The 26,226-nt window shown below is 70.2% G+C and carries 20 protein-coding genes; 17 read left to right on the top strand and 3 right to left on the bottom strand.

Annotation, left to right across the window (positions count from 1 at the left end; translation table 11 throughout):
* Window positions 1-76 precede the first annotated feature (76 nt).
* The 8 genes from J7E87_RS09750 (at window position 77) to J7E87_RS09715 (ending at window position 8,991) form a co-directional block, all read left to right on the top strand.
* Window positions 77-1,219, top strand: coding sequence for a uroporphyrinogen-III synthase (locus tag J7E87_RS09750; RefSeq protein WP_215092110.1), 1,143 nt, complete (start codon window positions 77-79; stop codon window positions 1,217-1,219).
* Between the two features lie 116 nt (window positions 1,220-1,335).
* Window positions 1,336-1,872: a GNAT family N-acetyltransferase gene (locus J7E87_RS09745; RefSeq protein ID WP_215092108.1), complete on the top strand. Its 537-nt coding sequence runs from the start codon at window positions 1,336-1,338 to the stop codon at window positions 1,870-1,872.
* Between the two features lie 126 nt (window positions 1,873-1,998).
* Window positions 1,999-2,601 (top strand): ABATE domain-containing protein, encoded by a 603-nt coding sequence (locus tag J7E87_RS09740; RefSeq protein WP_215092157.1) that lies wholly within the window; start codon window positions 1,999-2,001, stop codon window positions 2,599-2,601.
* Between the two features lie 131 nt (window positions 2,602-2,732).
* Window positions 2,733-3,320, top strand: a complete 588-nt coding sequence (locus J7E87_RS09735) for a sigma-70 family RNA polymerase sigma factor (protein ID WP_142217417.1) — start codon at window positions 2,733-2,735, stop codon at window positions 3,318-3,320.
* Window positions 3,317-4,141: an anti-sigma factor gene (locus J7E87_RS09730; RefSeq protein WP_215092106.1), complete on the top strand. Its 825-nt coding sequence runs from the start codon at window positions 3,317-3,319 to the stop codon at window positions 4,139-4,141. The genes J7E87_RS09735 and J7E87_RS09730 overlap by 4 nt, the downstream gene beginning before the upstream one ends.
* 61 nt (window positions 4,142-4,202) lie before the next feature.
* Window positions 4,203-6,563, top strand: a complete 2,361-nt coding sequence (locus J7E87_RS09725) for a UvrD-helicase domain-containing protein (protein WP_215092104.1) — start codon at window positions 4,203-4,205, stop codon at window positions 6,561-6,563.
* A gap of 406 nt (window positions 6,564-6,969) precedes the next feature.
* Window positions 6,970-8,403 carry an NAD-dependent malic enzyme gene (locus J7E87_RS09720; protein WP_215092102.1) on the top strand — a complete coding sequence of 478 codons (1,434 nt, stop codon included), beginning with the start codon at window positions 6,970-6,972 and terminating at the stop codon, window positions 8,401-8,403.
* A 306-nt stretch (window positions 8,404-8,709) separates the two neighbouring features.
* Entirely contained in the window at window positions 8,710-8,991 is a 282-nt protein-coding gene (locus J7E87_RS09715; protein ID WP_004571953.1) for an HU family DNA-binding protein, read from the top strand.
* Window positions 8,992-9,170: 179 nt separating this feature from the next.
* On the opposite strand, the gene murA is transcribed toward J7E87_RS09715, so the two are convergent.
* Window positions 9,171-10,511, bottom strand: a complete 1,341-nt coding sequence (gene murA, locus J7E87_RS09710; protein WP_215092100.1) for a UDP-N-acetylglucosamine 1-carboxyvinyltransferase — start codon at window positions 10,509-10,511, stop codon at window positions 9,171-9,173.
* A gap of 278 nt (window positions 10,512-10,789) precedes the next feature.
* On the opposite strand from murA, the gene J7E87_RS09705 reads away from it, so the two are divergent.
* From J7E87_RS09705 to J7E87_RS09665, 9 genes are all read left to right on the top strand, one after another.
* A complete protein-coding gene (locus tag J7E87_RS09705) occupies window positions 10,790-11,350 on the top strand; it encodes a YqgE/AlgH family protein (RefSeq protein WP_215092155.1) in 561 nt (186 codons plus the stop codon).
* Between the two features lie 30 nt (window positions 11,351-11,380).
* Window positions 11,381-11,668: a DUF3039 domain-containing protein gene (locus J7E87_RS09700; protein WP_215092098.1), complete on the top strand. Its 288-nt coding sequence runs from the start codon at window positions 11,381-11,383 to the stop codon at window positions 11,666-11,668.
* A gap of 242 nt (window positions 11,669-11,910) precedes the next feature.
* Entirely contained in the window at window positions 11,911-13,215 is a 1,305-nt protein-coding gene (locus tag J7E87_RS09695; RefSeq protein ID WP_215092096.1) for an extracellular solute-binding protein, read from the top strand.
* Window positions 13,216-13,553: 338 nt separating this feature from the next.
* Entirely contained in the window at window positions 13,554-14,489 is a 936-nt protein-coding gene (locus J7E87_RS09690) for a carbohydrate ABC transporter permease (protein WP_215092153.1), read from the top strand.
* A complete protein-coding gene (locus J7E87_RS09685) occupies window positions 14,486-15,325 on the top strand; it encodes a carbohydrate ABC transporter permease (RefSeq protein WP_215092094.1) in 840 nt (279 codons plus the stop codon). The genes J7E87_RS09690 and J7E87_RS09685 overlap by 4 nt, the downstream gene beginning before the upstream one ends.
* Window positions 15,326-15,329: 4 nt before the next feature.
* Window positions 15,330-16,961 carry a beta-N-acetylhexosaminidase gene (locus J7E87_RS09680; RefSeq protein WP_215092092.1) on the top strand — a complete coding sequence of 544 codons (1,632 nt, stop codon included), beginning with the start codon at window positions 15,330-15,332 and terminating at the stop codon, window positions 16,959-16,961.
* Between the two features lie 280 nt (window positions 16,962-17,241).
* Complete coding sequence (locus J7E87_RS09675; protein WP_215092089.1) at window positions 17,242-18,138, top strand: xanthine dehydrogenase family protein subunit M; 897 nt, start codon at window positions 17,242-17,244, stop codon at window positions 18,136-18,138.
* Entirely contained in the window at window positions 18,135-19,505 is a 1,371-nt protein-coding gene (locus J7E87_RS09670; RefSeq protein WP_215092087.1) for a (2Fe-2S)-binding protein, read from the top strand. The genes J7E87_RS09675 and J7E87_RS09670 overlap by 4 nt, the downstream gene beginning before the upstream one ends.
* Window positions 19,502-21,823 (top strand): xanthine dehydrogenase family protein molybdopterin-binding subunit, encoded by a 2,322-nt coding sequence (locus tag J7E87_RS09665; protein ID WP_215092085.1) that lies wholly within the window; start codon window positions 19,502-19,504, stop codon window positions 21,821-21,823. Before J7E87_RS09670 ends, J7E87_RS09665 begins: the two co-directional genes overlap by 4 nt.
* 49 nt (window positions 21,824-21,872) lie before the next feature.
* On the opposite strand, the gene J7E87_RS09660 is transcribed toward J7E87_RS09665, so the two are convergent.
* Together J7E87_RS09660 and J7E87_RS09655 are read right to left on the bottom strand one after the other, a co-directional pair.
* A complete protein-coding gene (locus tag J7E87_RS09660; RefSeq protein ID WP_215092083.1) occupies window positions 21,873-23,933 on the bottom strand; it encodes a serine/threonine-protein kinase in 2,061 nt (686 codons plus the stop codon).
* Window positions 23,934-24,000: 67 nt separating this feature from the next.
* Complete coding sequence (locus tag J7E87_RS09655) at window positions 24,001-26,223, bottom strand: PQQ-binding-like beta-propeller repeat protein (RefSeq protein WP_215092081.1); 2,223 nt, start codon at window positions 26,221-26,223, stop codon at window positions 24,001-24,003.
* Window positions 26,224-26,226: the final 3 nt, after the last annotated feature.

Below are 26,226 nucleotides of genomic sequence, written 5' to 3'. Positions count from 1 at the left end.
AATCCAGGCGAACCGCGCCTGTCATGCCTCCTTGGCAGGCTCGGTTCTCCCATCCGCATACGTGGGGACGACAGCCATGCACGACCAACAGCTGCCAGGGCCGCTCGCCGGATTCACCGTCGGCGTCACCGCGGCCCGGCGCGCCGACGAGCTCGGCGCGCTGCTCTGCCGACGCGGCGCCGCCGTCGTCCACGCCCCCGCCCTGCGTATCGTCCCGCTCGCCGACGACAGCGAACTCCTCGCCGCCACCAAGGAGTTGATCGACAACGCGCCCGATGTGGTGGTCGCCACCACCGCGATCGGCTTCCGCGGCTGGGTGGAGGCGGCGGACGGCTGGGGGTACGGCGAGGAGCTGCTGGCCCGGCTGCGCGGAGTGGAACTGCTGGCCCGCGGGCCGAAGGTAAAGGGCGCGATCCGCGCCGCCGGGCTGACCGAGGAGTGGTCCCCGGCGTCCGAATCCATGGCCGAGGTGCTCGACCGGCTGCTCACCGAGGGCGTCGCCGGCCGCCGTATCGCGCTCCAGCTGCACGGCGAGCCGCTGCCCGGTTTCGTCGAGTCGCTACGGGCCGGGGGCGCCGATGTCGTCGTCGTACCCGTCTACCGGTGGATGCCGCCGCAGGACCTCGCGCCGCTCGACCGCATGCTCGACGCGGCCGTCGCGCGCGCCCTGGACGCCGTCACCTTCACCAGCGCCCCGGCCGCCGCCTCGCTGCTCTCCCGCGCCGAGACCCGCGGACTCCTCCCCGAGTTGCTGCACGCTCTCGACCACGATGTGCTGGCCGCCTGCGTGGGGCCGGTCACCGCGCTGCCGCTGCAGGCCCTTGGCATCTCCACGGTGCAGCCGGAGCGCTTCCGGCTGGGCCCGCTGGTGCAGCTCATCGGCCTCGAACTGCCCTCCCGGGCCCGTACGCTCCCGGTCGCCGGCCGCCGCGTCGAGATCCGCGGTCACGCGGTCCTGGTCGACGACGACCTGCGGCCCGTGCCGCCCGCCGGAATGGCCCTGATGCGCGCGCTGTCCCGGCGTCCCGGCTGGGTCGTCTCCCGCTCCGACCTGCTGCGGACGCTGCCGGGCGCGGGCAGCGACGAGCACGCCGTCGAGACGGCGATGGCCCGGCTGCGCACGGCACTGGGCGCGCCCAAGCTGATCCAGACGGTCGTCAAGCGGGGTTACCGGCTGGCGCTGGACCCGGCCGCCGACACCAAGTACTCGGACGTGTGACGTACGAGAACGGTGGCCCGCCACCGAGTGCGCGACCGTGACCGGCACCGGGCCACCACGTTCCGACACCCTCCGTCTTTCAGAGTTCAGGGTTTCAGGCGTCTACGGTACGCAGGATGAGCGCTGATCCCGTACGTCTGGAGCCCGACGGACCGGACGCCGCCGCCCGCCTCGCCGTGGAGGTCGCGCGAGCGCTGGTCCGCAATCGCGACCATATGCGTCCCTGGGAACCCGACCGCCCCGCCGCGTTCTTCACCCCCGAGGGGCAGGCCGCCCGCCTGGCCCCCCATCCGCTCACCAGGCGCTGGCATTTCACCGAAGGCTCGCGCGTCATCGGCGAGTTCACCCTCTCCGGTATCGCCCTCGGACCGTTCCGGAGCGCGAATCTCGGCTACTGGATCGACGAGGCGTACACCGGTCGCGGGCTCGCCACGCGCGCCGTCGAGGAGGTATGCCGGGCCGCCCGCGAGGACTTGGGTCTGCACCGCGTTCAGGCGGGCGCCCTCATCGCCAACGCCGCCTCCCAGCGCGTCCTCATCAAGTGCTCCTTCGAGCTGATCGGCATGGCGTCGCGCTATCTGCACATCGACGGCGCCTGGCGCGACCACCGCCTCTTCCAGCGGATCCTGCACGACGACCCGCCGACGCCCTGACGAGTGGCGGAAGTTCACCCCTGCGACGTGAGGAGGGGTTCCGGCCGCACGCCCGGAGGGGCACTCTGGTGGCTAGACCCGGCAGACCCAGCAGACCCGGCAGAGACCCAAGGCGGTGACATGCGCATGGCGGTAGGCGCGACGGCTGCGGCCGCGTACGACTGGAGGTTCGACTCCGGGCGGCTCTGCCTCGATCTGGTGGCGACCGCGGAGGCGGCCACCGGCGGGCCCGAGCCGCTGGACGGGCCGGGGCAGCTCGGCCGGTGGCTGGTCGGCGCCGCTCTGGTGCCCGCGGGCACCGTGCTCGCGCCCGTCGAGGGCCAGTGGGTGGGGCGCTTCGTCGAACTTCGGGACCATGTGGGCCAGTTGGTACGGGCTCAGATCGACGGCTGCGGCGCCGAGTCCGCGCTGGAGCGGATCAACGCCCTCGCCGCGGGAGCGCCGCCCGGCATCCGGGCCGTACGCGACGCGCAGGGCTCGCTCGTACGGGCACTGAGCGCCGCGCCCGAGTGCGGGGAACTGCTCGCGGCCGTCGCACGCGACGCGGTGGATCTGCTGACCGACCCGGTGGCCAGGGCGAGGCTGCGGCAGTGCGAGGGTGACAACTGCCGCCGCGTCTATCTGGACACCTCCCGCGGACGGCGGCGGCGCTGGTGCTCCAGCGAGGTGTGCGGGAACCGCGAACGGGTCGCCAGACACCGGCGCAGGGCTGCCGTGGCGAGGGCCTGAGGCGGGGCCCGGGTACTTCGCAAAAGATCTTGAAACTTTTTTGGCGGGACGTTGAGTGATCTGATCGCGACCCCCGTAGTGATGGGGGAGAAGCAGTCAGCCAAGATCAGGGTCTCGACCAGGAGGTTCAGGTGCGCAAGGATGCCGCCGTGGCCGATGACCGACCGCAAAGGGCCCGCCATCGCAGCGAGAAGCCACGCAACGACTCCTCAGCACCTGACGAGGAACTGATGCGCGCGCTGTATCGCGAACATGCGGGACCTTTGCTTGCTTATGTACTCCGCCTCGTCGCCGGCGATCGCCAGCGAGCCGAGGACGTGGTGCAGGAGACGCTCATCCGTGCCTGGAAGAACGCCGGTCAGCTCAACCGAGCCACCGGCTCTGTCCGACCCTGGCTGGTGACGGTCGCACGTCGCATCGTCATCGACGGTCACCGCAGCCGGCAGGCCCGGCCGCAGGAGGTCGATCCGTCGCCGCTGGAGGTCATGCCCGCGGAGGACGAGATCGACAAGGCGTTGTGGCTGATGACGCTCTCAGATGCGCTCGATGATTTGACGCCCGCCCACCGGGAAGTCCTTGTCGAGACGTATTTCAAGGGGCGCACGGTCAATGAGGCGGCCGAGACGCTCGGCATACCCAGTGGGACGGTGCGGTCCCGGGTGTTCTACGCACTCCGTTCCATGAAGCTCGCTCTGGAGGAGAGGGGGGTCACGGCATGACCATGCATGAACAGGAATCCGTACACGATGCCGTCGGCGCGTATGTGCTCGGCATTCTGGACGAACGAGACGCCTCCGCCTTCGAGGCGCACCTGGCGGGCTGCGACGTCTGCGCCGCCCACCTCGAGGAGTTCTCCGGGATGGAGCCGATGCTGGCCATGCTGGCGGAGGCCCCGGCGCCGGTGCAACAGCCGAATGTGGTGAACCTGCCCGGCATGCGGTACTCCGACTTCCCGCCGCCGCGGCCGGTCCCTGTGGTGCCCACCGCGCCCAGCCCGCAGCTGCTCGGCGGACTGCTCGACGAGGTCGCGGCCAAGCGCGCGGCAAAGCGCCGGCGCGGCATGTATCTGGTCGCTGCCGCCGCGGCCCTGATCATCGGCGGTCCCGCCGTCGCGGTCGTGGTCACGGCGGACGACACCGGCAACAATCAGGCGCTCACCGAGCCGCACCCCACCAGTCCCGCCGAGGACGCCTTCTTCAACCACATGGACGAAAAGGTTCGGGCCACGGACGCGACCACCAAGGTCAGCGCGACCGTCGGCCTGGAGGAGAAGGGCTGGGGCACCCACACCGTTCTCGAGCTGAAGAACGTCAAGGGCCCGCTCAAGTGCAATCTGATCGCAGTCTCCAAGAGCGGCGAGGAAGAGGTTGTGACCTCCTGGGCCGTCCCGAAGTGGGGTTACGGCATCGTGGACGGCCCGACCGAGGCGTCCAAGAACCCGCTCTACGTCCACGGCGGAGCGGCGATGGACCGGAACGACATCGACCACTTCGAGGTCCGCACCTTCGACGGCAAGCGACTGGTGGAGGTCGAAGCCTGACATATTCGCCCCCTTCGCGTACGGTTGACGGCTGCCCAGTGCACGTCAGAAGGGGGCCTCGGTGGCCGCGCAGGATGCCGCTGTCGAAACCGCTGATCGCGGTGTCGATTCCGTACGAAACCGAGAGATCGGTATCGAGCAGGAACATCTCAATCAGGTGTACCGCCGCCTCGAGGAGAAGATCCACGAGGCGGAATTCCTCATGCACGACGCCGCCAAACGCGGGCAGGTCGGCACGCCCGGCGCGCTCGCCGAGCGGGACGCCCAGGTCTTCCGCGCGGGCGTGCACCTCAACCGGCTGAACAACGAGTTCGAGGACTTCCTGTTCGGCCGGATCGACCTGCTCCACGGCAAGGACGGCAAGAAGGGCCCGGACGGCGCGTACACCTCGATCGAGCCCGCGGACGACGCCGTACGGCCGGACAACACGGCCGACATCGGGGAGACCCTGCACATCGGCCGTATCGGAGTCCTCGACTCCGACTACGCGCCGCTGGTCATCGACTGGCGCGCCCCGGCGGCCGCGCCCTTCTACCGCTCGACCCCGGTCGATCCGGGCCGGGTGGTACGCCGCCGGGTCATCCGCTCCAAGGGCCGCAAGGTCCTCGGCGTCGAGGACGACCTGATGCGTCCGGAGCTGACCGCTGCGCTGGACGGGGCCAAGCTCCCGGTCATCGGGGACGGCGCGCTGATGGCGGCCCTCGGGCAGGCCCGCAGCCACACCATGCGGGACATCGTCGCCTCCATCCAGGCGGAGCAGGACATGGTGATCCGGGCCCCCGCCGCGTCCGTCACCTATGTGGAGGGCGGGCCCGGCACCGGCAAGACCGCGGTGGCGCTGCACCGGGCGGCGTATCTGCTCTACCAGGACCGCCGGCGGTACGCGGGCGGCATCCTGATCGTCTCGCCGACCCCGCTGCTCGTGGCGTACACCGAAGGCGTGCTGCCCTCGCTGGGCGAGGAGGGGCAGGTCGCGATCCGCGCGGTCGGCAATCTGGTGGACGGCGTGGAGGCCACGGCGTACGACGAGCCTGCCGTGGCCCGCGTCAAGGGCTCCTCGCGGATGCTGAAGGTGCTGCGCCATGCCGCGCGAGGCGCACTGGAGCTGTCGGGACCCGCGGGGGAGCCGACGGGGCAGCTCGCCTTCGGCGAGGAGCCCCAGGCCCCGTCCAGAGCGCCCGACCGGCTGCGCGTCGTCGCCTTCGGGCGCCGCATCGAGCTCGAGGCCGAAGAGCTCCAGCGCATCCGCCACAACGTTCTCGGCGGCACCGCCCCGGTCAATCTGCTGCGCCCGCGTGCCCGCAGGCTGCTGCTCGACGCCCTGTACGCCAAGTCGGGCGCCGCGACCCGTCACACGGACCACGAGCTCGCAGCCGAGCTGCGGTCCTCCTTCGACGAGGACGTGACCGCCGAGGACGCCTTCATCGGCTTCCTGGACGCCTGGTGGCCCGAGCTCACCCCGCGCCGGGTGCTCACCGCGATGGCCGACGAGAGGCTGCTCGGCCGCTGGGCGCGCCGGGTCCTCAACCCCGGCGAGGTACGCCGCCTCGCCCGCTCCCTGCGCCGCGAGGCGCTGTCCGTGCACGACGTGGCGCTCCTCGACGAGCTGCAGACGCTGCTGGGCACCCTCGCCCGCCCCAGGCGCAGACGCGAACTCGATCCGCTGGACCAGCTCACCGGTCTGGAGGAGCTGATGCCGCAGCGCGAGGAGACCCAGCGCGAACGGGCCGAGCGGCTGGCTCAGGAACGTACCGAGTACGCGCATGTGATCGTCGACGAGGCGCAGGACCTGACCCCCATGCAGTGGCGGATGGTCGGCCGCCGCGGCCGGCACGCGACCTGGACGGTCGTCGGCGACCCGGCGCAGTCGTCCTGGTCGTCCCCGGACGAGGCTGCCGAGGCCCGTGACGAGGCGCTCGGCTCCCGCCCGCGCCGCCGTTTCCAGCTCACGGTCAACTACCGCAACCCGGCCGAGATCGCCGAGCTCGCGGCCAAGGTGCTGGCGCTGGCCATGCCCGGTATGCAGTCCCCGTCCGCGGTCCGCTCCACGGGCGTGCAGCCGCGCTTCGCGGTCGTACGTGACGGGAATCCGGCCCAGACCGTACGAGCCGAGGCCCAGCGCCTGCTGGACCGGGTCGACGGCACGGTCGGCGTGGTCGTCGCGATGAACCGGCGCGAGCAGGCGGCGCGTTGGCTGGCCGGGCTCGGCGAACGTGTGGTCGCGCTCGGTTCGCTCGAGGCGAAGGGTCTGGAGTACGACGCGACGGTCGTCGTCTCGCCCGCGGAGATCGCGGACGAGTCCCCTGCCGGGCTGCGGGTGCTGTACGTGGCGCTGACCCGGGCGACCCAGCAGCTGACGGTGGTCTCGGACCGGCGTGACGAACCGGACGCGAAGGGTGTGCCGGACCTGTTGCGGGACTGAGGGACAGTCAGTCCACGATGCGGGGATCGCTTTCCGGGGCCGGGGGTCCGGCAGGGTCCCCCGGGAAAAGCACAGTGTTAGCCTGGTTGTGGCACCGGCTCGATCCAAGCCCCCGGGCCCAACCTTCGTCGCTACGAGCGACCACTTGCCGCGAGGCGAGCATGGCGGGTCGGTGCCACTTATTCGTACGAGAGACAGGTCCGCGTCACCGCGAGGTGACGCGGACCTGTCTCATTGGTGGCTTCCGCCGGAAGCGTCGTATCTCGCATGGTGGAAAATCCTTTCCGAAAACTAAACGAACACTATTACCTGCTACTCGCAGGTAGGTGCGACCATCGGAGAGCGTTGCCGGGCACCAGCCACGGCCGCATGGCAATGAAGCTAGGGAAAGCAGAGGAACCCGGTCATGGCAACGGCGCCCAGCGTCTCGTACTCGATGACGGTCCGGCTGGAGGTGCCCGCGAGCGGAACCGCGGTCTCCCAGCTGACCACGGCCGTGGAGTCCTCCGGCGGTTCTGTGACCGGCCTGGACGTGACCGCTTCCGGCCACGAGAAGCTGAGGATCGACGTCACGATCGCGGCGACCTCCACCACGCACGCCGACGAGATCGTCGAGGAACTGCGCAAGATCGAGGGCGTCGTCCTCGGCAAGGTCTCCGACCGTACGTTCCTGATGCACCTCGGCGGCAAGATCGAGATGCAGTCCAAGCACCCCATCCGCAACCGTGACGATCTCTCGATGATCTACACCCCCGGTGTGGCACGGGTGTGCATGGCGATTGCCGAGAATCCCGAGGACGCCCGCCGCCTCACCATCAAGCGCAACTCGGTTGCGGTGGTGACCGACGGCTCCGCCGTACTCGGCCTCGGCAACATCGGCCCCATGGCCGCGCTGCCGGTGATGGAGGGCAAGGCGGCCCTCTTCAAGCGCTTCGCCGGCATCGACGCCTGGCCGCTGTGCCTGGACACCCAGGACACCGACGAGATCGTCGCGATCGTCAAGGCGATCGCCCCCGGCTTCGCGGGCATCAACCTCGAGGACATCTCGGCGCCCCGCTGCTTCGAGATCGAGGCGCGGCTGCGTGAGGCGCTCGACATCCCGGTCTTCCATGACGACCAGCACGGCACCGCGATCGTCGTGCTGGCCGCGCTGACCAACGCGCTGCGCGTGGTCGGCAAAGCGGTCGGTGACGTAAGGGTCGTCATGTCCGGCGCGGGCGCCGCCGGTACGGCCATCCTGAAACTGCTGATCGCAGCAGGTGTCAAGCACGCCGTCGTGGCCGACATCCACGGCGTTGTGCACGCGGTCCGCGAGGACCTGGTGGACGCGGCGGCCGAGTCGCCGCTGCGCTGGATCGCCGACAACACCAACCCCGAGGGCGTCACCGGCACGCTCAAGGAAGCGGTCGTCGGCGCGGACGTCTTCATCGGCGTGTCCGCGCCCAACGTGCTGGGCGCGGAGGATGTCGCGGCGATGGCCGAGGGCGCGATCGTGTTCGCGCTTGCGAACCCCGACCCCGAGGTCGAGCCGGCAATCGCCCGTCGGACGGCGGCAGTTGTGGCCACGGGCCGGTCCGACTTCCCCAACCAGATCAACAATGTGCTGGTCTTCCCGGGCGTCTTTCGCGGCCTGCTGGACGCGCAGTCCCGCACGGTCAACACGGAGATGATGCTCGCGGCGGCGACCGCGCTCGCGGACGTCGTCACGGAGGACGAACTCAACCCGAACTACATCATCCCGTCCGTCTTCAACGACAAGGTCGCCGGAGCTGTCGCGGGAGCGGTCCGCAACGCCGCGAAGGCGGCCGGAGCGGCTGTGACAGGCCACACGTCGGTATGACGCCCGGCGCGTCGCGAGTCGCGGGTCCGCGACTGCCGCTCTAGGGTGGCGGACCATGAGCCCCGCGGCTCGCGGCTCCAAGGAGTCTCCACCGAGTGGACGGAACGTCACCACGACGAGGCCGTGGCGCTTTTCGTGTGACTCCGGAGGGTGCCGGATTGGCTTTCCCGCCGCTGGTGGGGGCAGGATGCTTATTCGGGCGCGAGGGTCTGACAGCAGACCCGGGTCCGGGGACTGTCCGAGGGCCCTGGCAGCATCGGCTTCGATCTCACGCCTCACAGGCAAGAAGAACACGGGAGTAACAACATGAACCGCAGTGAGCTGGTGGCCGCGCTGGCCGACCGTGCCGAGGTGACCCGCAAGGACGCCGACGCCGTGCTGGCCGCGCTCGCCGAGACCGTCGGCGAGGTCGTCGCCAAGGGCGACGAGAAGGTCACGATCCCCGGCTTCCTGACCTTCGAGCGCACCCACCGTGCCGCTCGCACCGCGCGTAACCCGCAGACCGGCGACCCGATCCAGATCCCGGCCGGCTACAGCGTGAAGGTCTCCGCGGGCTCCAAGCTCAAGGAAGCCGCCAAGGGTAAGTAATCCACCTGGGCAAGCCGATGGGCGGCCACCCCTGCCGGGGATGGCCGCCCATTGGCGTATGTACTGCGGGCTGAGCCTCGGTACGGACGACGCAGCCTCAGTACGGGCGCGCCGCCTCGGTTCGCAAGGCGCAGCCTCAGTACAGAGGGCTCAGCCTTCCGTACTGAGGCCGGTCCTGGTCAGACGAGCCTGCCGCCCGGGAGCTCCACCTTCGCGCCCAGCTTCTCGAGCTTCTCCATGAAGTTCTCATAGCCGCGGTTGATCAGGTCGATGCCGTGGACCCGTGACGTGCCCTGCGCCGCGAGCGCCGCGATCAGGTACGAGAAGCCGCCGCGCAGGTCAGGGATGACCAGGTCGGCGCCCTGGAGCTTCGTCGGGCCGGATACGACCGCCGAGTGCAGGAAGTTGCGCTGGCCGAAGCGGCAGTGGGAGCCGCCCAGGCACTCGCGGTACAGCTGGATGTGTGCGCCCATCTGGTTGAGCGCGGAGGTGAAGCCGAGCCGCGACTCGTACACCGTCTCGTGGACGATGGACAGGCCCGCCGCCTGGGTCAGGGCCACCACCAGCGGCTGCTGCCAGTCGGTCTGGAAACCGGGGTGCACGTCCGTCTCCAGGGCGATCGCGTTGAGCGAGCCGCCCGGGTGCCAGAAGCGGATGCCCTCGTCGTCGATCTCGAAGGCGCCACCCACTTTGCGGTAGGTGTTGAGGAACGTCATCATCGAGCGCTGCTGGGCGCCGCGCACATAGATGTTGCCCTCGGTCGCCAGGGCGGCCGACGCCCAGGACGCCGCCTCCAGGCGGTCCGGGATCGCCCGGTGGGTGTAGCCGCCGAGCTTGTCGACACCGGTGATCCGGATCGTCCGGTCGGTGTCCATGGAGATGATCGCGCCCATCTTCTGCAGTACGCAGATGAGGTCCTCGATCTCCGGCTCCACCGCCGCGTTGGACAGCTCGGTGACGCCCTCCGCGAGCACCGCCGTCAGCAGCACCTGCTCGGTCGAGCCGACCGACGGGTACGGCAGCGTGATCTTGCAGCCGCGCAGCCGCTGCGGGGCCTCCAGATACTGGCCGTCCGCCCGCTTCTCGATCGTCGCGCCGAACTGGCGCAGCACCTCGAAGTGGAAGTCGATGGGCCGGCCGCCGATGTCGCAGCCGCCGAGACCCGGAATGAAGGCGTGGCCGAGCCGGTGCAGCAGCGGGCCGCAGAAGAGGATCGGGATGCGCGAAGAGCCGGCGTGCGCGTCGATGTCCGCGACGTTCGCGCTCTCGACGTGCGACGGGTCGAGTACCAGCTCACCCGGCTCGTCACCGGGCAGGACCGTCACTCCGTGCAGCTGCAGCAGCCCGCGTACGACGCGCACATCACGGATGTCGGGCACATTGCGCAGTCGGCTCGGCTCGCTGCCCAGAAGGGCTGCGACCATCGCTTTTGGCACGAGGTTCTTCGCGCCGCGGACGCGGATCTCGCCCTCCAGCGGGGTTCCGCCGTGGACAAGCAGTACATCGTCTGTGCCGGTCATGAATCTCGCGTTCCGGAGGGTCCCCCCAGTGGAGCGAGGGGGAGGGCGGGCAGGGGGCCAGTGAAAAGGGTAAGGGGCGTCTACCCCAGTCCCGTAAGGCCAAGGACCGTCAGGGTGCGTAATGAATCTGGTACAACACGCTGGGTCGCCACTGCATTCCGGAGCGTCACCGCCCCAGGCTCGTGCGCCCCCCGGTCGTGTTACGCCCTGAGCTGCGCGCTCGCTACACTCCGCCGCCCGCCCCCCGCACAGGGCGAAGATGCGGGATCATGTCTCGCATGACGGAGGTGTCCTCGCTCACAGGGCGGCTGCTCGTCGCCACTCCTGCCCTGGCGGACCCGAACTTCGACCGGGCGGTGGTTCTGCTGCTCGACCACGACGACGAGGGCTCGCTCGGCGTGGTCCTCAACCGGCCCACCCCGGTGATCGTCGGCGACATCCTGGAGTCCTGGGCCGCGCTCACGGGCGAGCCGGGCGTGGTGTTCCAGGGTGGCCCGGTCTCCCTCGACTCGGCGCTGGGGGTCGCCGTCATACCGGGTGACGAGGGGCCGCTCGGCTGGCGGCGGGTGTACGGCGCGATCGGTCTGGTCGACCTGGAGGCCCCGCCGGAGCTGCTCGGCGCGGTGCTCGGATCGCTGCGGATCTTCGCGGGGTACGCCGGATGGGGGCCCGGCCAGCTGGAGGACGAGCTCAGCGAGGGCGCTTGGTACGTCGTCGAGTCGGAGCCGGGTGATGTGTCCTCGCCGCGGCCGGAGAGCCTGTGGCGGGCGGTGCTGCGGCGGCAGCGCAACGAACTCGCCATGTTCGCCACGTACCCGGACGACCCTTCGCTGAACTGAGCGGCGCGGCCTTCAGTACCCTTGGCAGTTATGAGCACTCTTGAGCCCGAGCGCGGGACAGGCACGGGGACCCTCGTAGAGCCGACGCCGCAGACGTCGCACGGCGATGGCGACCACGAGCGCTTCGCCCATTACGTCCAGAAGGACAAGATCATGGCGAGTGCCCTCGACGGCACTCCTGTGGTGGCACTGTGCGGGAAGGTCTGGGTTCCGGGGCGCGACCCCAAGAAGTACCCGGTCTGTCCGATGTGCAAGGAGATCTACGAGTCCATGAGCACTGGCGGCGACAAGGACAAGAGCGGCAAGGACAAGAAGTAGCTAGAAGCACCTAGAAGCAGCTGGAAGCAGTCCTTCCGAGTAGTCCTTCCGCCGGGGACGGCCCCCGGGATACGCATTCGTGCGCGTCCCGGGGGCCGTTTGCGTTGCAAGGGGTGCGTCTGCTGGTCACAGAGTGGTTGAGACCTCTTGTCCGGTTGTTGGCGCGCCCTTAGCCTCCTGCTGTTGTGCAGAACGAAACGCCCGTTGCGTATGGTGCAACGCCTACTCGTGGGGGACCACGCATGAAGCTCATCGCCCGAATCGCCGCCCCGGCCGCCGTCTTTGTGCTGGCGGGTCTCACCGCCACCGCCTGCGCCCCCCAGACGTCCGACAACAGCGCCAAGAAGGACGACAAGAGCGGCACCCTGCGCGTCTGGCTCTTCCAGGAGGTCAACAACAAGCCCAAGGAGCAGGTCGTCGACGCCGCCGTCGCCACGTTCCGCAAGGCGCACAAGGGGGCCGAGGTCGAGGTCGAGTACATACCGGTGGAGACCCGCGCCCAGCGGATCAAGGCCGCCTTCAACGACCCGAAGAGCGCGCCGGACCTGATCGAGTACGGCAACACCGACACCGCCGGCTACGTCAAGGACGGCGGACTCGCCGACGTCGGCGAGGAGTTCACCGCCTGGGACGAGGCCAAGGACATCGACCCGACGGCCAAGCAGTCGGTCACCGTCGACGGCAAGATCTACGGCGCCCCGCTCTTCGTCGGCGTACGCGCGCTCTACTACCGCACCGATGTCCTCAAGGAACTGGGGATAGCGGCCCCCAAGACCCAGGACGAGCTGATCGCCACCGCCAAGAAGATCCACAAGGCGAAGCCGGAGCTGTACGGGCTCGCGGTCGGCGGCGCGTACACCTATGGCGCGATGCCCTTCATCTGGGCGCACGGCGGCGAACTGGCGCAGGAGAGCGGCGGTTCGTACAAGGCGGCCATCAACAGCCCGGCCGCGCAGAAGGGCATCACGGCGTACACCTCGCTCTTCGGCGACGACAACTGCCCGGCCGCGAAGTGCGCGTCGATGGGCGGCAATGCGACGGTGACGGCCTTCGCCTCCGGCAAGGCGGCGATGGCGATCGGCGGGGACTTCAGCCACCAGGCGGTGGAGGCGGGCGCGGTGAAGGGCAAGTACGCGGTGGTGCCGCTGCCGGGCAGGGAGGCGGGCTCGATCGCGCCGGCCTTCGCGGGCGGCAACAACATCGGCGTACTGAAGAGCAGTTCGCACCGCACGCCGGCGGTGGACCTGATGAAGCAGTTCGCGGGCAAGGAGACACAGCGCGAGCTCTTCGACGCGATGGGCTTCCTGCCGACGTACACGGATGTGCGGGCCCAGGTCGCGAAGAAGGAGCCGTTCGTCGAGCCGTTCGTACGGACGCTGGGCGCGGGCGCGAAGTTCGTACCGGCCTCGCCGGGCTGGGGCCAGATCGACGCGTCACTGGTGCTGCCGACGATGTTCCAGGAGATCGTCAGCGGCAAGAAGGACGTGGCGGCGGCGTCGGGTGACGCGGCGAAGAAGATGGACACGGCGTTCGCCGCGGCGGGCTGAGCGCGATGACAAACGGCTCGGAACCAGGACCGAACACCCCGAGCACCCCGGGCACCCCGGGCACCCCGAACACCCCGAACGGCCCGAACACCCCGGCCACGCGCGAGCCCGCGCCCCCGGGAACACGGGCCACGGAGGGGGCGGCCGCGTCGGCGGGTATCTCGGCAGCCGGCGCCGCCGGTCCGCCGGGCGAGGCGTCTGCTGGTGGTGCGGCCGCTTCGGCCGTCGATGGGGCGTACGCGCCCCGCCGGGCGGCTACGGCCTCCGGCCTCCCGGGCGCGTCAGTCCGCGGCTCCTCCGTCGTCGGCGCCGCCGGGCCCAAGGAGCGGCCCGCACGCGTGCCCAACGTCCGCAAAGCGGCCGGGGGTTCTGGCCCCGGCGACCGGAGCGTCCGGCGGAGGGCCGGGGCCCGGACCCCCTGGCTGTATCTCGCGCCCGCGCTCCTCATCCTGGCTGCGCTGCTCGTCTACCCGATCTATCAGCTCGGCCTGATCTCCTTCCTCGAGTACACCCAGGCCCAGGTCAGCGGCGGCGAGCCGACCACCTTCCAGGGCCTCGGCAACTACCGCACTCTCCTCGCCGACAGCCAGTTCTGGCAGGTCCTGGTGGCCACAGTCGTCTTCGCCGCCGCCTGTGTGCTCGCCACCCTCACCGCCGGCTGCGCCCTCGCCGTCCTGCTGACGCGCATACGCGCCCTCCCACGGCTCGCCCTCATGCTCGCCGCCCTCGGCGCCTGGGCGACCCCCGCCATCACCGGCTCCACCGTCTGGGTCTTCCTCTTCGACCCGGACTACGGACCGGTCAACCGTCTCCTCGGCCTCGGCGACTTCTCCTGGACGTACGGGCGCTACAGCGCCTTCGCGCTCGTACTCCTCGAAGTCGTCTGGTGCTCGTTCCCGTTCGTGATGGTGACCGTGTACGCGGGCATCAAGGCGATCCCCTCCGAAGTCCTGGAAGCGGCCTCACTGGACGGCGCGTCCCAGTACAGAATCTGGCGCTCCGTCACCGCCCCGATGCTCCGCCCCATTCTTGTCGTCGTCACGATTCAGTCGATCATCTGGGACTTCAAGGTCTTCACCCAGATTTACGTGATGACGAACGGCGGCGGCATCGCCGGCCAGAATCTCGTGCTCAACGTGTACGCCTATCAGAAGGCCTTCGCGTCCTCCCAGTACAGCCTGGGCTCCGCCATCGGCATCGTGATGCTGCTGATTCTGCTGGCGGTCACTCTCGTGTATCTGCGACTGCTGCGACGCCAGGGAGAAGCACTGTGAGCCTGCCCAGCATTCGCCGCCCCTGGCGGCTCGCCGCCGAGGCATCGGCGCTCGTCATCGCGGTCGTCGTGGCCTTCCCGCTGTACTGGATGGTTCTCTCGGCGTTCAAACCGGCGGGCGAGATCCAGTCCACCGAGGCCCGTCCCTGGACGCTTTCCCCCTCGCTCGACTCCTTCCGCCGCGTCTTCGAACAGCAGGAATTCGGCCGCTATTTCCTCAACAGCCTGTTCGTGGCCGGCGTGGTCGTGATCGCGTCCGCGCTGATCGCCTTCCTGGCAGCGACCGCGGTGACGCGGTTCCGCTTCAAGTTCAGGACGACCTTGCTGATCATGTTCCTGGTCGCCCAGATGGTGCCGATCGAGGCGCTGACCATCCCGCTGTTCTTCCTGATGCGGGACTTGGGCCAGCTGAACACCCTCGGCTCGCTGATCCTGCCGCACATCGCCTTCTCGCTGCCGTTCGCGATCTGGATGCTGCGGGGCTTTGTGAAGGCGGTCCCCCAAGCCCTGGAGGAGGCCGCGTACATCGACGGCGCGAGCCGGACGCGGTTCCTGTGGCAGATCCTGTTCCCACTGGTCTTCCCGGGGCTCGTGGCGACGAGCGTGTTCTCGTTCATCTCGACGTGGAACGACTTCCTGTTCGCCAAGTCCTTCATCATCAGCGACACCTCCCAGTCGACGCTGCCGATGGCGCTGCTGGTCTTCTTCAAGCCGGACGAGAACGACTGGGGCGGCATCATGGCGGCGTCCACCGTGATGACCGTGCCGGTGCTCGTCTTCTTCGTACTCGTACAGCGACGCCTGGTTTCCGGCCTGGGCGGCGCGGTGAAGGACTGACGCAATGAGCCCTACAGATCTGATCCCCGCGCCGCGCGCAGTCGAGGGCCCGTACCGCACCTCCTTCGTGCTCGGTACCGGTACCGCAATCGCGGCGGCGCCCGGCACCGAGGGCGTCGCCCGCTGGCTGCGTACGACCCTCGGCAGCGCTCTGGGACGCGAACTGCCCCCAGGGGTGGCGGGCGCCGCGCACACCATCACGCTGCGGATCGATCCGTCTCTTCAGCGCGAGGCGTACCGCCTGTCGGTCGCGTCCGGCGTCGAGATCGTGGGCGGCACCGCGGCCGGGGTGTTCTGGGGAGCGCAGACGCTCCGTCAGCTCCTCGGCCCGGACGCCTACCGCCGGGCATGCGTCGACCCGGAAGTCTGGCGGGGCATCGCGCATCAGGTCATCGAGGACGCACCCCGCTTCGCATGGCGCGGTCTGATGCTCGACGTCTCACGGCACTTCCTGCCCAAGGACGACGTCCTGCGCTGTCTGGACCTCCTCGCCGCACACAAACTGAACGTCTTCCACTTCCACCTCACCGACGACCAGGGCTGGCGTATCGAGATCAAGCGCTACCCCAGGCTCACGGACATCGGCGCGTGGCGGGCACGCACCAAATACGGCCACCGGGCCTCCGAGCTCTGGGACGAGCGGCCGCACGGCGGTTACTACAGCCAGGACGACATCCGCGAGATCGTCGCCTACGCCGCCGAGCGGCATATCGCCGTCGTCCCCGAGATCGACATCCCCGGCCACTCGCAGGCCGCCGTCGCCGCATATCCGGAACTGGGCAACACCGACGTCATCGACACAACAACCCTCTCCGTCTGGGACAACTGGGGCATCAACCCGAACGTACTCGCCCCCACTGACAACACCCTCCGCTTCTACGAGGGCGTCTTCGAGGAGATCCTCGGTCTCTTCCCCGCCGCCGTCTCGCCGTTCGTCCACGTCGGCGGCGACGAATGCCTCAAGGACCAGTGGAAGGCGTCCCCGGCGGCCCAGGCCCGTATCGAGGAACTCGGCCTGGCCGACGAGGACGAGCTCCAGTCCTGGTTCATCCGTCACTTCGACACCTGGCTTCGCGATCGCGGCCGTCGCCTCATCGGCTGGGACGAGATCCTTCAGGGCGGCCTCGCCCCCGGCGCCGCCGTCTCTTCCTGGCGTGGATACGCCGGCGGCATCGCCGCCGCCGAGGCCGGTCACGACGTCGTCATGTGCCCCCAGCAGCAGGTGTACCTGGATCACCGCCAGCACGGCGGGGCGGAGGAGCCGATGCCCATCGGATACGTGCGCACCCTTGAGGACGTCTACCGCTTCGAGCCCGTCCCGCCGGCCCTCTCGCCCGAGGCCGCCGCGCACATCCTCGGCACCCAGGCCAATGTCTGGACCGAGGTGATGCAGGACCGTTCCCGCGTCGACTACCAGGTCTTCCCGCGGCTCGCCGCCTTCGCCGAGGTCGCCTGGTCCGCCCTGGCTGCCCCCGCCGATCGCGACTTCGCGGATTTCGAGCGGCGAATGACCGCCCACTACAAGCGCCTTGACGCGCTCGGCGTCGACTACCGGCCCCCCGGTGGCCCGTTGCCGTGGCAGAAGCGACCGGGGGTGATCGGACGCCCGATCGAGGGTGCGCCCCCAAACGTGTGAGCCCGGCTCAAAGACGCGTCTTTTGCGCCGGGGATCCTGGGAGCGTGGAAAGCCGTAAGGAAAAAGTCGCACAAGGATCGCCGAAGAGTGGCAATCCGCACGTGGCGGCGAGGATGTCGCAAACCGGACCATCGTGACGAGCCGGTGTATCCGGTACGGATCTGCCCTTCGCGGACCCTCTCGCCGGTCGGCCCGGAAGATGTGCCAGAGTTGCCTCGTCCGGGCTGTGAGCACGTACGGTACGGCCAACACAGGCGGGACACCGGGAAGGGGCAGCTGGGTGACCACGCACGCACCGCAGACGGGGCAGTCGGTGACGCTGCCGGCTTCGCTCGACGAGGCCGTGGCGGCGCTGACCGCCATGCCCGCCGCCGTGCCTGTCGCGGGCGGCACGGACCTCATGGCCGCCGTCAACAAGGGCCAACTCCGCCCGGCCGGCCTCGTCGGCCTCGGCCGCATCAGCGAGATCCGCGGCTGGCGCTACCAGGACGGGCACGCGCTGCTCGGCGCCGGACTCACCCACGCCCGGATGGGACGGCCCGACTTCGCGGCCCTCATCCCCGCGCTGGCCGCGGCCGCGCGCGCCGCCGGCCCGCCCCAGATCCGTAACGCGGGCACGCTCGGCGGCAATATCGCCACGGCCGCGCCGACCGGCGACACCCTGCCCGTGCTGGCCGCCCTGGAGGCGGACCTGGTGATCGCGGGACCCGGCGGCACGCGCCGGGAAATCCCCGTCTCCCATCTGCTGGCGGGCCGGGAGATGCTCGCCCCCGCCGAACTGATCGGCTTCGTACGCGTACCCCTCCTGCACGCCCCGCAGGTCTTCCTGAAGGCCACGGGCCGCACCGGCCCCGGCCGCGCCACCGCATCCGTCGCTGTCGTCCTCGACCCGGCGCGGCGCGGAGTGCGCTGCGCGGTGGGCGCGATCGCGCCGATGCCGCTGCGGCCGCTGGAGGCGGAGCGGTGGATCGCGTCACTGATCGACTGGGACGGCGAGCGTGGCCTTGCGGGCGAGGCGCTGGCGGCCTTCGGTGAGTACGTCGCGGCGGCGTGCATCCCGGATCCGGCCCCGGCCGAGCAGGGTGAGGAACAGCCCGTGCTGCCGCCCGCCGTACTGCATGTGCGGCGCACCGTCGCCGCGCTGGCCCGACGTGCACTGGGGAGGGCGCTGTCGTGAGCAATGAGGAGAACCAGCAGGGACGCCCGCCGGAGCGGGGGGGCTGGCAGCCCACGCCCCAGGGCGGCGAGTACGACGCGGAGGCCACCGGCTTTCTGCAACTGCCGCCCGAGGGCGCACTGGACGCGGCGCCGCTCGAAGCGCCCGGACACGGCTACGTACCGCCGATGATCAGGCCGCTGACGCCGGCCGCGGGGCACCAGGCGGCGACGGACAGCTGGGCCGTACAGCAGGCGGCGGGGGAGCCGTCGGGGACGCAGTGGCCGGAGCCCGCGGGCACCGAGCGGCACGCGGACCCGCACGCCGACCGGCATGCCGACCCGCACGCCGACCGGTACGCAGACGCGCACGCCGACCCGCACGCCACGGGACAGTGGGCCTTCCCGGGAGCCGAGCCGCCGGCCGCTCCCGCCTCCGAGATGACCGGTCAGTGGACGATTCCGGTGGCGGACGGCGATCTGCCCGACGAGTCCGGCGAGTTCACGGCATCTTCGCTGGCGTCCCACTGGGGTACGGCGACCCCGCCCGCGACTCTGCCGGGCGGGGCGACGGCCCCCTGGGCGACCGCGCAGGAGCCACCGGCAACCCTGCCGGGCGGAGCGCCCGCGCCCTGGGCGATGGCGCCGGAGCCGCAGCCGGAGCCCGCCGCGGCGGCCGAGGAGCCGGAGCCCGTACAGGGGCAGGGGCAGGAGCAGGAAGCCGTCGAGGCCGAGGCCGCGGCGAGCCCTGAAGAGCCCCCCGCCCCTGAGGCCCCCGCCCCCACCTCCTCCACGGGCAGCGACGAACACCCGCCCACCTCCTACGTCCTGCGCGTCAACGGCACCGACCGCCCCGTCACCGACGCCTGGATCGGCGAGTCCCTCCTCTACGTACTGCGCGAGCGTCTCGGCCTCGCCGGCGCCAAGGACGGCTGCTCGCAGGGCGAGTGCGGCGCGTGCAACGTCCAGGTCGACGGCCGTCTCGTCGCCTCCTGCCTGGTCCCGGCGGCGACGGCCGCCGGCTCCGAGGTCCGTACGGTCGAGGGCCTCGCCACCGACGGCGAACCCTCGGACGTCCAGCGCGCCCTGGCTGGCTGTGGCGCGGTCCAGTGCGGCTTCTGCATCCCCGGCATGGCCATGACCGTCCACGACCTGCTCGAGGGCAACCACGCCCCCACAGAGCTCGAGACCCGCCAGGCGCTCTGCGGCAACCTCTGCCGCTGCTCCGGTTACCGGGGCGTCCTCGACGCCGTACGCGAAGTGGCGGCCGAGCGCGCGGCGATCGCGGCGACCGTCGCCGAGGCGAGTGAGGAAGCCCGCATTCCGCACCAGGCGCCCCCCGGCGCAGGTAGTGTGCAGCCCCACCCGCACGACGGAGGCATGGCGTGAGCAACGACGCGGCCACCACGACGACGACGACGCCCCGGACGGTCGACGGCCCCCAGACGGAGCCTCCCGCCCACGGCCTCGGCGCGTCCCTCCCCCCGGCCGACGCCCGCGCCAAGACCGAGGGCACATTCCCGTACGCCGCCGATCTCTGGGCCGAGGGCCTGCTGTGGGCGGCGATCCTGCGCTCACCGCACCCGCACGCGCGGATCAGCTCGATCGACACCTCGGCGGCGCTGGAGATGCCGGGCGTACGGGCGGTGGTTACCCACGAGGACATTCCGGGCGATTCGGCGTACGGCAGGCGTATCGCCGACCGTCCCGTCTTCGCCTCCGAACTCGTACGCCACCACGGCGAGGCGATCGCGGCGGTCGCCGCGGACCACCCGGACACGGCCCGCCTCGCTGCGGCGGCCATCGCCGTCGAGTACGAGGTGCTCGAGCCGGTCACCGACCCCGAGAAGGCCTTCGCCGCCGAGCCCCTGCACCCCGACGGCAATCTGATCCGCCACATCCCCCTTCGCTACGGCGACCCCGATGTGACGGGCGAGGTGATCGTCGAGGGCCTCTACCGCATCGGCCGCCAGGACCCCGCCCCGATCGGCGCCGAGGCCGGCCTGGCCGTCCCGCGCCCCGACGGCGGGGTGGAGCTGTACGTCGCCTCCACCGACCCGCACACCGACCGCGATCTGGCCGCAGCGTGCTTCGGCCTGGAGCCGGACCGGGTGAAGGTCGTGGTCACGGGCGTCCCGGGCGCGACGGGCGACCGCGAGGACCCCGGCTTCCAACTCCCGCTCGGGCTACTGGCGTTGAGGACCGGCTGCCCGGTCAAGCTGACGGCGACCCGCGAGGAGTCCTTCCTCGGCCACGCCCACCGCCACCCGACGCTGCTGCGCTACCGCCATCACGCGGACACCGAGGGCCACCTGGTCAAGGTCGAGGCCCAACTGCTGCTTGACGCGGGCGCGTACGCCGACGCGTCCTCCGAGTCGCTCGCGGCCGCGGTCGCGTTCGCCTGCGGCCCGTACGTCGTCCCGCACGCCTTCATCGAGGGCTGGGCGGTCCGTACGAACAACCCGCCCTCGGGCCATGTGCGCGGCGAGGGAGCCATGCAGGTGTGCGCGGCGTACGAAGCCCAAATGGACAAGCTGTCCGCGAAATTGGGAGTCGACCCCACCGAACTGCGGCTGCGCAACGCGCTCGCGACCGGTGACATCCTCCCGACGGGCCAGACAGTCACCTGCCCCGCGCCCGTCGCCGAACTCCTTCGCTCGGTCCGGGACTTCCCGCTCCCCTCTCTCCCCAAGGACAGCCCCGAGAACGACTGGCTGCTCCCCGGCGGCCCGGAGGGCGCGGGGGAACCCGGCGCGATCCGCCGCGGAGTCGGCTACGCGCTGGGCATGGTCCACATGCTGGGAGCGGAAGGCGCCGACGAGGTCTCCACGGCAACGGTCAAGGTCCACGACGGCATCGCGACGGTGATCTGCGCGGCGGTGGAGACCGGTCAGGGCTTCTCCACCCTCGCGCGCCAGATCGTCCAGGAGACGCTGGGCATCGAAGAGGTCCACGTGGCCTCGATCGACACGGACCAGCCCCCGGCTGGCCCGGCGGCTCACGGCCGCCACACCTGGGTCTCGGGCGGCGCGGTCGAACGCGCCGCGAAGATGGTCCGTACGCAACTCCTCCAGCCCCTGGCCCACAAGTTCGGGATGTCGACGGAGCTGCTCCAGATCACCGACGGCAAGATCACGTCGTACGACGGTGTGCTGTCGACGACGGTGATGGAGGCGATGGACGGCAAGGAACTCTGGGCGACGGCCCAGTGCCGGCCCCACCCGACGGAGCCCCTGGACGAGTCGGGCCAGGGTGATGCTTTCGTGGGTCTGGCTTTCTGCGCGATCCGCGCGGTCGTCGACGTGGACATCGAGTTGGGCTCGATCCGCGTGGTCGAGATGGCGGTGGCCCAGGACGTCGGCCGGGTCCTGAACCCGGCCCAACTGGCCGCCCGTATCGAGGCGGGCGTCACCCAGGGCGTGGGAACGGCCCTCACGGAAAACCTCCGAACGGCCCGCGGCCTGGTCCGCCACCCCGACCTGACGGGTTACGCCCTCCCGACATCCTTGGACGCCCCGGACATTCGCATCGTGAAACTGGTCGAGGAACGCGACGTGGTGGCCCCCTTCGGGGCAAAGGCGGCGAGCGCGGTCCCGGTGGTGACGTCCCCGGCGGCGGTCGCGTCGGCGGTGCGGGCGGCAACGGGCCGCCCGATCAACCGCCTCCCGATCAGGCCTCAGGCAGCGGTGGCGGTCCCCAACTCGTAACGGTATCCGTCGGCGAATGTGTGCTCTGCCGGCTCGGAACCTGCCCTGACTATGAGCCACTTGCGAGAAGAGCCGTGGCGCTCTGGTTCTGAAGCAGGAAGAGCTGGTTGCCACTTGTCGCCAGCTTCAGCTGCTTGTTGCTGTGCTGGGTGTAACCCCACGCGCGCTTGCCCGTGTCCTTGTGGAGTGCCACCACGTCGGACGACTTGGGGTCCTCACCTGTGGCCTCGCAGACGAAGCGGTCGGTGAACCGCGGGGGGTAGTAGCCGACAGGGGTGAGCTTCAGGTCGTATGTCCAGACCTTCGCGCCATCGCTGAGCCGTCGGCAGTGGAGCGTTGTGCCGTCGATCGCGTACAGGTGCTTTCCGTCTACGGCGGCTGCACCCCATGCGAGTGAATCGGTGGGGGACCTGGCCGGGACAGACCACACGTTCTTGCCGTCCTTGAGCCGTGCGGCTGTCAGCGACTTGCCGCCGAGCACCACGGTGTTGCCGTGGATCGTCGGTATGTTGGCGATGGCGCGTGCGGATTGCCGGCTCCAGATCTTGGCGCCCGAAGCGGTGTCGAGTGCGATGACTTCTGGTCTTTTTGTGACGTCTTTGTTGTCTCCATGAACAATCAGGTGACTCTCGGAAGCCGCCGCACCGACGAATTCGAAGGAACTGGCGGCCGTCCACAGAACCTTGTGGGTGTTCGTGTCGAGGGCACAGATCTTCTTGCCTCGTGTCATGAGATACACGGCCGCCTTGTTCGCTGCCATCACCGCGGTGGCATCCACATCCGCGGTCCACTCCTCCTTGCCGGTTGATGGGTCGAAGGCGTGCACCGTCCCTCTCGCGTCCGCGGCAATGATCAGGCCGCTGGGCAGCGCCAGATACTCCGCGGACGGGGTGATGTCCACGGCGCTCCAGCGCTTCTTGCCGTCGGCAGCGCCGTAGGCGACGAGCCCACCGTCCTTCGCTCCGAAGACGACGATGCCGTCGACGAAGAGTGCAGGAGGGCTCCACGGGTCAGCGGTGGCAAGCGGACCCCACGTGGGTTTACCCGCGGACGAGTCAACGGCCTCATTCTGGTCGTGGGAGCTCTTCCCTTTCTGGTCACCCGGCTCGTCGTCGCGCAGCAGCCAGGCAGCCGATCCCCCTCCCGCCGCCAGCACGGCTGTTCCGGCGGCGATCCCGGTCAGGAACCGGCGGCGGTTCGGGGGCGGCGTCACGACCGTGCCGGGCAGCGTGGTCAGCTGCCGAGCGCCGACCTCACGCTGCTGAATGTCCGCGCCCAATGCGCCCTGCTGCCAGAACCGTTCGGCGCGCCGGGGCGGCGCGAAGGCTGTACGGACCTGCTCGGGCGAGGGGCGGAACGCGGGCTCCTTCGCCAGGCACGGCCCGATGAGCGCGCGCAGGTGCTCCGGCACCTGGGTCAGGTCCGGCTCCCCATGGACCACTGTGTACTGCACGGCAGCCGCATGGGGGCCGTCGTACGCCCGTCGGCCACTGGCCGCGAACGCCAGGACGGCTCCGAGGGAGAAGATGTCGGCGGCCGGCCCGACCCGATGGCCCAGCACCTGTTCGGGTGCTCCGTAGCCGGGGGTCACCGGAACCTGGCCCGTGGTCGTGAGCGTGAGACCGTGCTCCGGACGCGCGATGCCGAAGTCGATGATGCGGGGGCCGCGTGAGGTCAGCACGATGTTTGCCGGCTTGAGATCGCGGTGGATCAGGCCTGCGGCATGGATGGTCCGGAGCGCCCGGGCGAGGGAGGCCGCGAGCGCTCGCACCGCCCCGTCGAGGAACGGCCCGTATGCCGCGACAGCCTGGTCCAGCGTCGGTCCCGCCAGGAACTCCGACGCGATCCAGGGGCGGCCGCCCTCGGTCTGGGCGGCAAGGACGCGTGCTACACCCTGGCCGGTGACTGCCCGGGCGGCCTCGGCCTCGCGCAGGAAGCGCTGCACAAGGCCTTGGTCGTGGGCGAGTTGGGGCAGCAGGACTTTGATGGCCGCGGCGTGGCCGCTGCTATCGTGGCCGAAGTAGACCTTGCCCATGCCGCCGGCGCCGAGCACCCCTGCGAGGCGGTAGGGGCCGAGCCGGAGCGGGTCGCCGGGGCCGAGGGGGATCATTCGGATGTCCTTCTTCTCGGTCTGCTGAGTCTTCTGAGTCTTCTGAGGGTTCTGTCACGTTGCTCGCTCAGTACGTGAGGTCGAAGCGGATGGCGAAGACCTGCTTGCCGTCCGACTGAACGAGACGCTTGCTGTCCTCGTGGAGGACGAGGCTGGGCGAGCCAGGTTTCGAGGACCAGTCCTCCGAGTGCTTGCTGAGGCTGACTGCGCGGATGCCGGTTTCGGCCATCACAAACAGGAACTTGCCGCCTACGACGGGTGGAACCCGCAGGTCGGGAAGCGCTCCGGTCTCGGCCTCCCAGCGGAGCTCTCCGTTTGTGGCGGACAGGGCTACGACACCCCTGCCCTTCTCGGCCGCGTACACCACTCCGTCCCTCACCACGGGAGTGCCGTACGAGCCTGAGCTGCGCCCGTCGCCGAACGCCCAGGTGACGGCGCCGTCGGTGAGTTGATGTGCCTGGATGCGGTTGCCGCCCACGTAGGCACGCGTGTCGTCGGTGGCGAGCGTGTTGGGAACGGCCGAAGGGGGGTCGGTTGCGGCTGCCCGGGCAACGGTCGCATCCCAGGCGTGCTGACCGTTGCGTGCGTCCCTGGCGCTGACCTCGAGGCTGCCTCCGCTCTTCGCCGTCCGGCAGAGGATCAGGCGGTTGCCGGCGAAGGCGGAGAAGATGGAGTCTTCTGGGTTCTCCATGTCGTACGAGCGGATGGGCGAGCTCCACCGCTCCGTGCCGGTGCGAGGATCGACGGCCATCACGCTCCAACTCTGCGCCCGTACCCCCGCGGCATCGTTCGGCAGGCCCTTTCGCGCGGCCAAGTAGACGGTGTCGCCCACGACTTGCAGCAGCGCGGCCTCTTGCAGGGGCTTGTCGAACTTCGCGAAAGAGCCGGCAAGTGACGTTCGGCCGCCGACCGGGTCTACGGCGTGCAGCGACAACTGGTTCCCGTGCTTTCCTCCAGGGAGAGGGAGCAGTACATGAATCCGCTTTCCGTCCGAGTGGACGTGGCGCGGGTGTTTCACCTTGCCGGCGATCCAGCGCCGCTCGCCGCTCCGGGCATCCAGGGCCAGCAGTCCTTCGTCGGTCATCATCGCGACGACTTCGCCGACCGTCATCCGGACGAGCGGGCGCCTGCTGCTTCTGATGCTCTTGCGCCAGGTCTCGCGCCGGTCGGCGACGGTGGTGGGCAGCGGCGTGTTCGCTGTGGGCGGGGGGCTCGGTTCGGCGCCCGCGGCGGCGGCTTTGTCTCCGGGGCTCTTCAGCCACGACCATGCGCCCACGCCTGCCGCTGTCATCGCGAGTGCCGAGCCGCCGGACAACGCCAGCACCTTGCGGCGGGGCATCGGGGCGCGTGTGAAGGCGTGGATGGTTTCAGCTGTGTTGTGGTCGGCCGGGGGCTGGAGTCGGTGTGGCTGGTGTTGCCAGACTTCTGTTGCCCGGCGGGCTATCTCCGTCAAGATCGTGGCGGGCAGGTGGTCGGCGAATTGGCCCTGGCCGTGGTGGAGTTCGGCGGCCAGCTCCATCGTGGCGGGGCGCCGTGCGGGGTCCTTGGAGAGGCAGCGCATCAGGATCGGGACCACTGCGGCCGGTACGCCCGTGAGGTCCGGGTCTCCGTAGCGGACGCGGTAGAGGAGGTCGGCCGGCTGGCCCGAGCCGAAGGGGCCGTGGCCTGTAAGGGCGAAGACCAGTACGCCCGCCAGGGCGAAGACGTCTCCCGCCGGGGTGTGCTCCTGGCCCGTGGCCTGCTCGGGAGACATGAAGGCGGGCGTGCCTGCCGCCGCACCCGTGCGGGTCAGGCGGTCGTCTCCTGCCGCCCGTGCGATGCCGAAGTCGATGATCTTGGGGCCGTATGCAGTGATCATGACATTGGAGGGCTTCAGGTCGCGGTGGACGACCTCGGAGGCATGCAGTTGGGCGAGTGCTCCGGCCAGGGCCGCGCCAAGCGCCCGGACCGACGGCTCGGGCAGCGCGCCGGACAGGGAGACGGCGTCGTCGAGGGGCGGGCCCAGAACGTACTCCGTTGCCAGCCAGGGGGTTTCGGCCAGTGGATCCGCGTCGACGACAGTCGCTCCGTGGTGGCCGCCGATGATGCGGGCCGCATCCGTCTCCAGGCGGAAGCGCGTACGGAAGTCGGCGTCGGCGGCGATGCCCGCGTGCATCGTCTTCAGCGCGACGGTACGACCGCCGGCGGAACGCGCCAGGTACACCGTGCCCATGCCGCCGCTGCCCAGGCGGGCGGTCAGGCGGTACGCACCGATCTGGACAGGGTCGTCATGTGTCAGAGGAGAGAGCACCGG

It is taken from the genome of Streptomyces sp. ISL-1, from assembly GCF_018614585.1.
Lineage (GTDB): Bacteria > Actinomycetota > Actinomycetes > Streptomycetales > Streptomycetaceae > Streptomyces > Streptomyces maoxianensis.
This window is presented reverse-complemented; position numbering and strand designations above follow the sequence as displayed.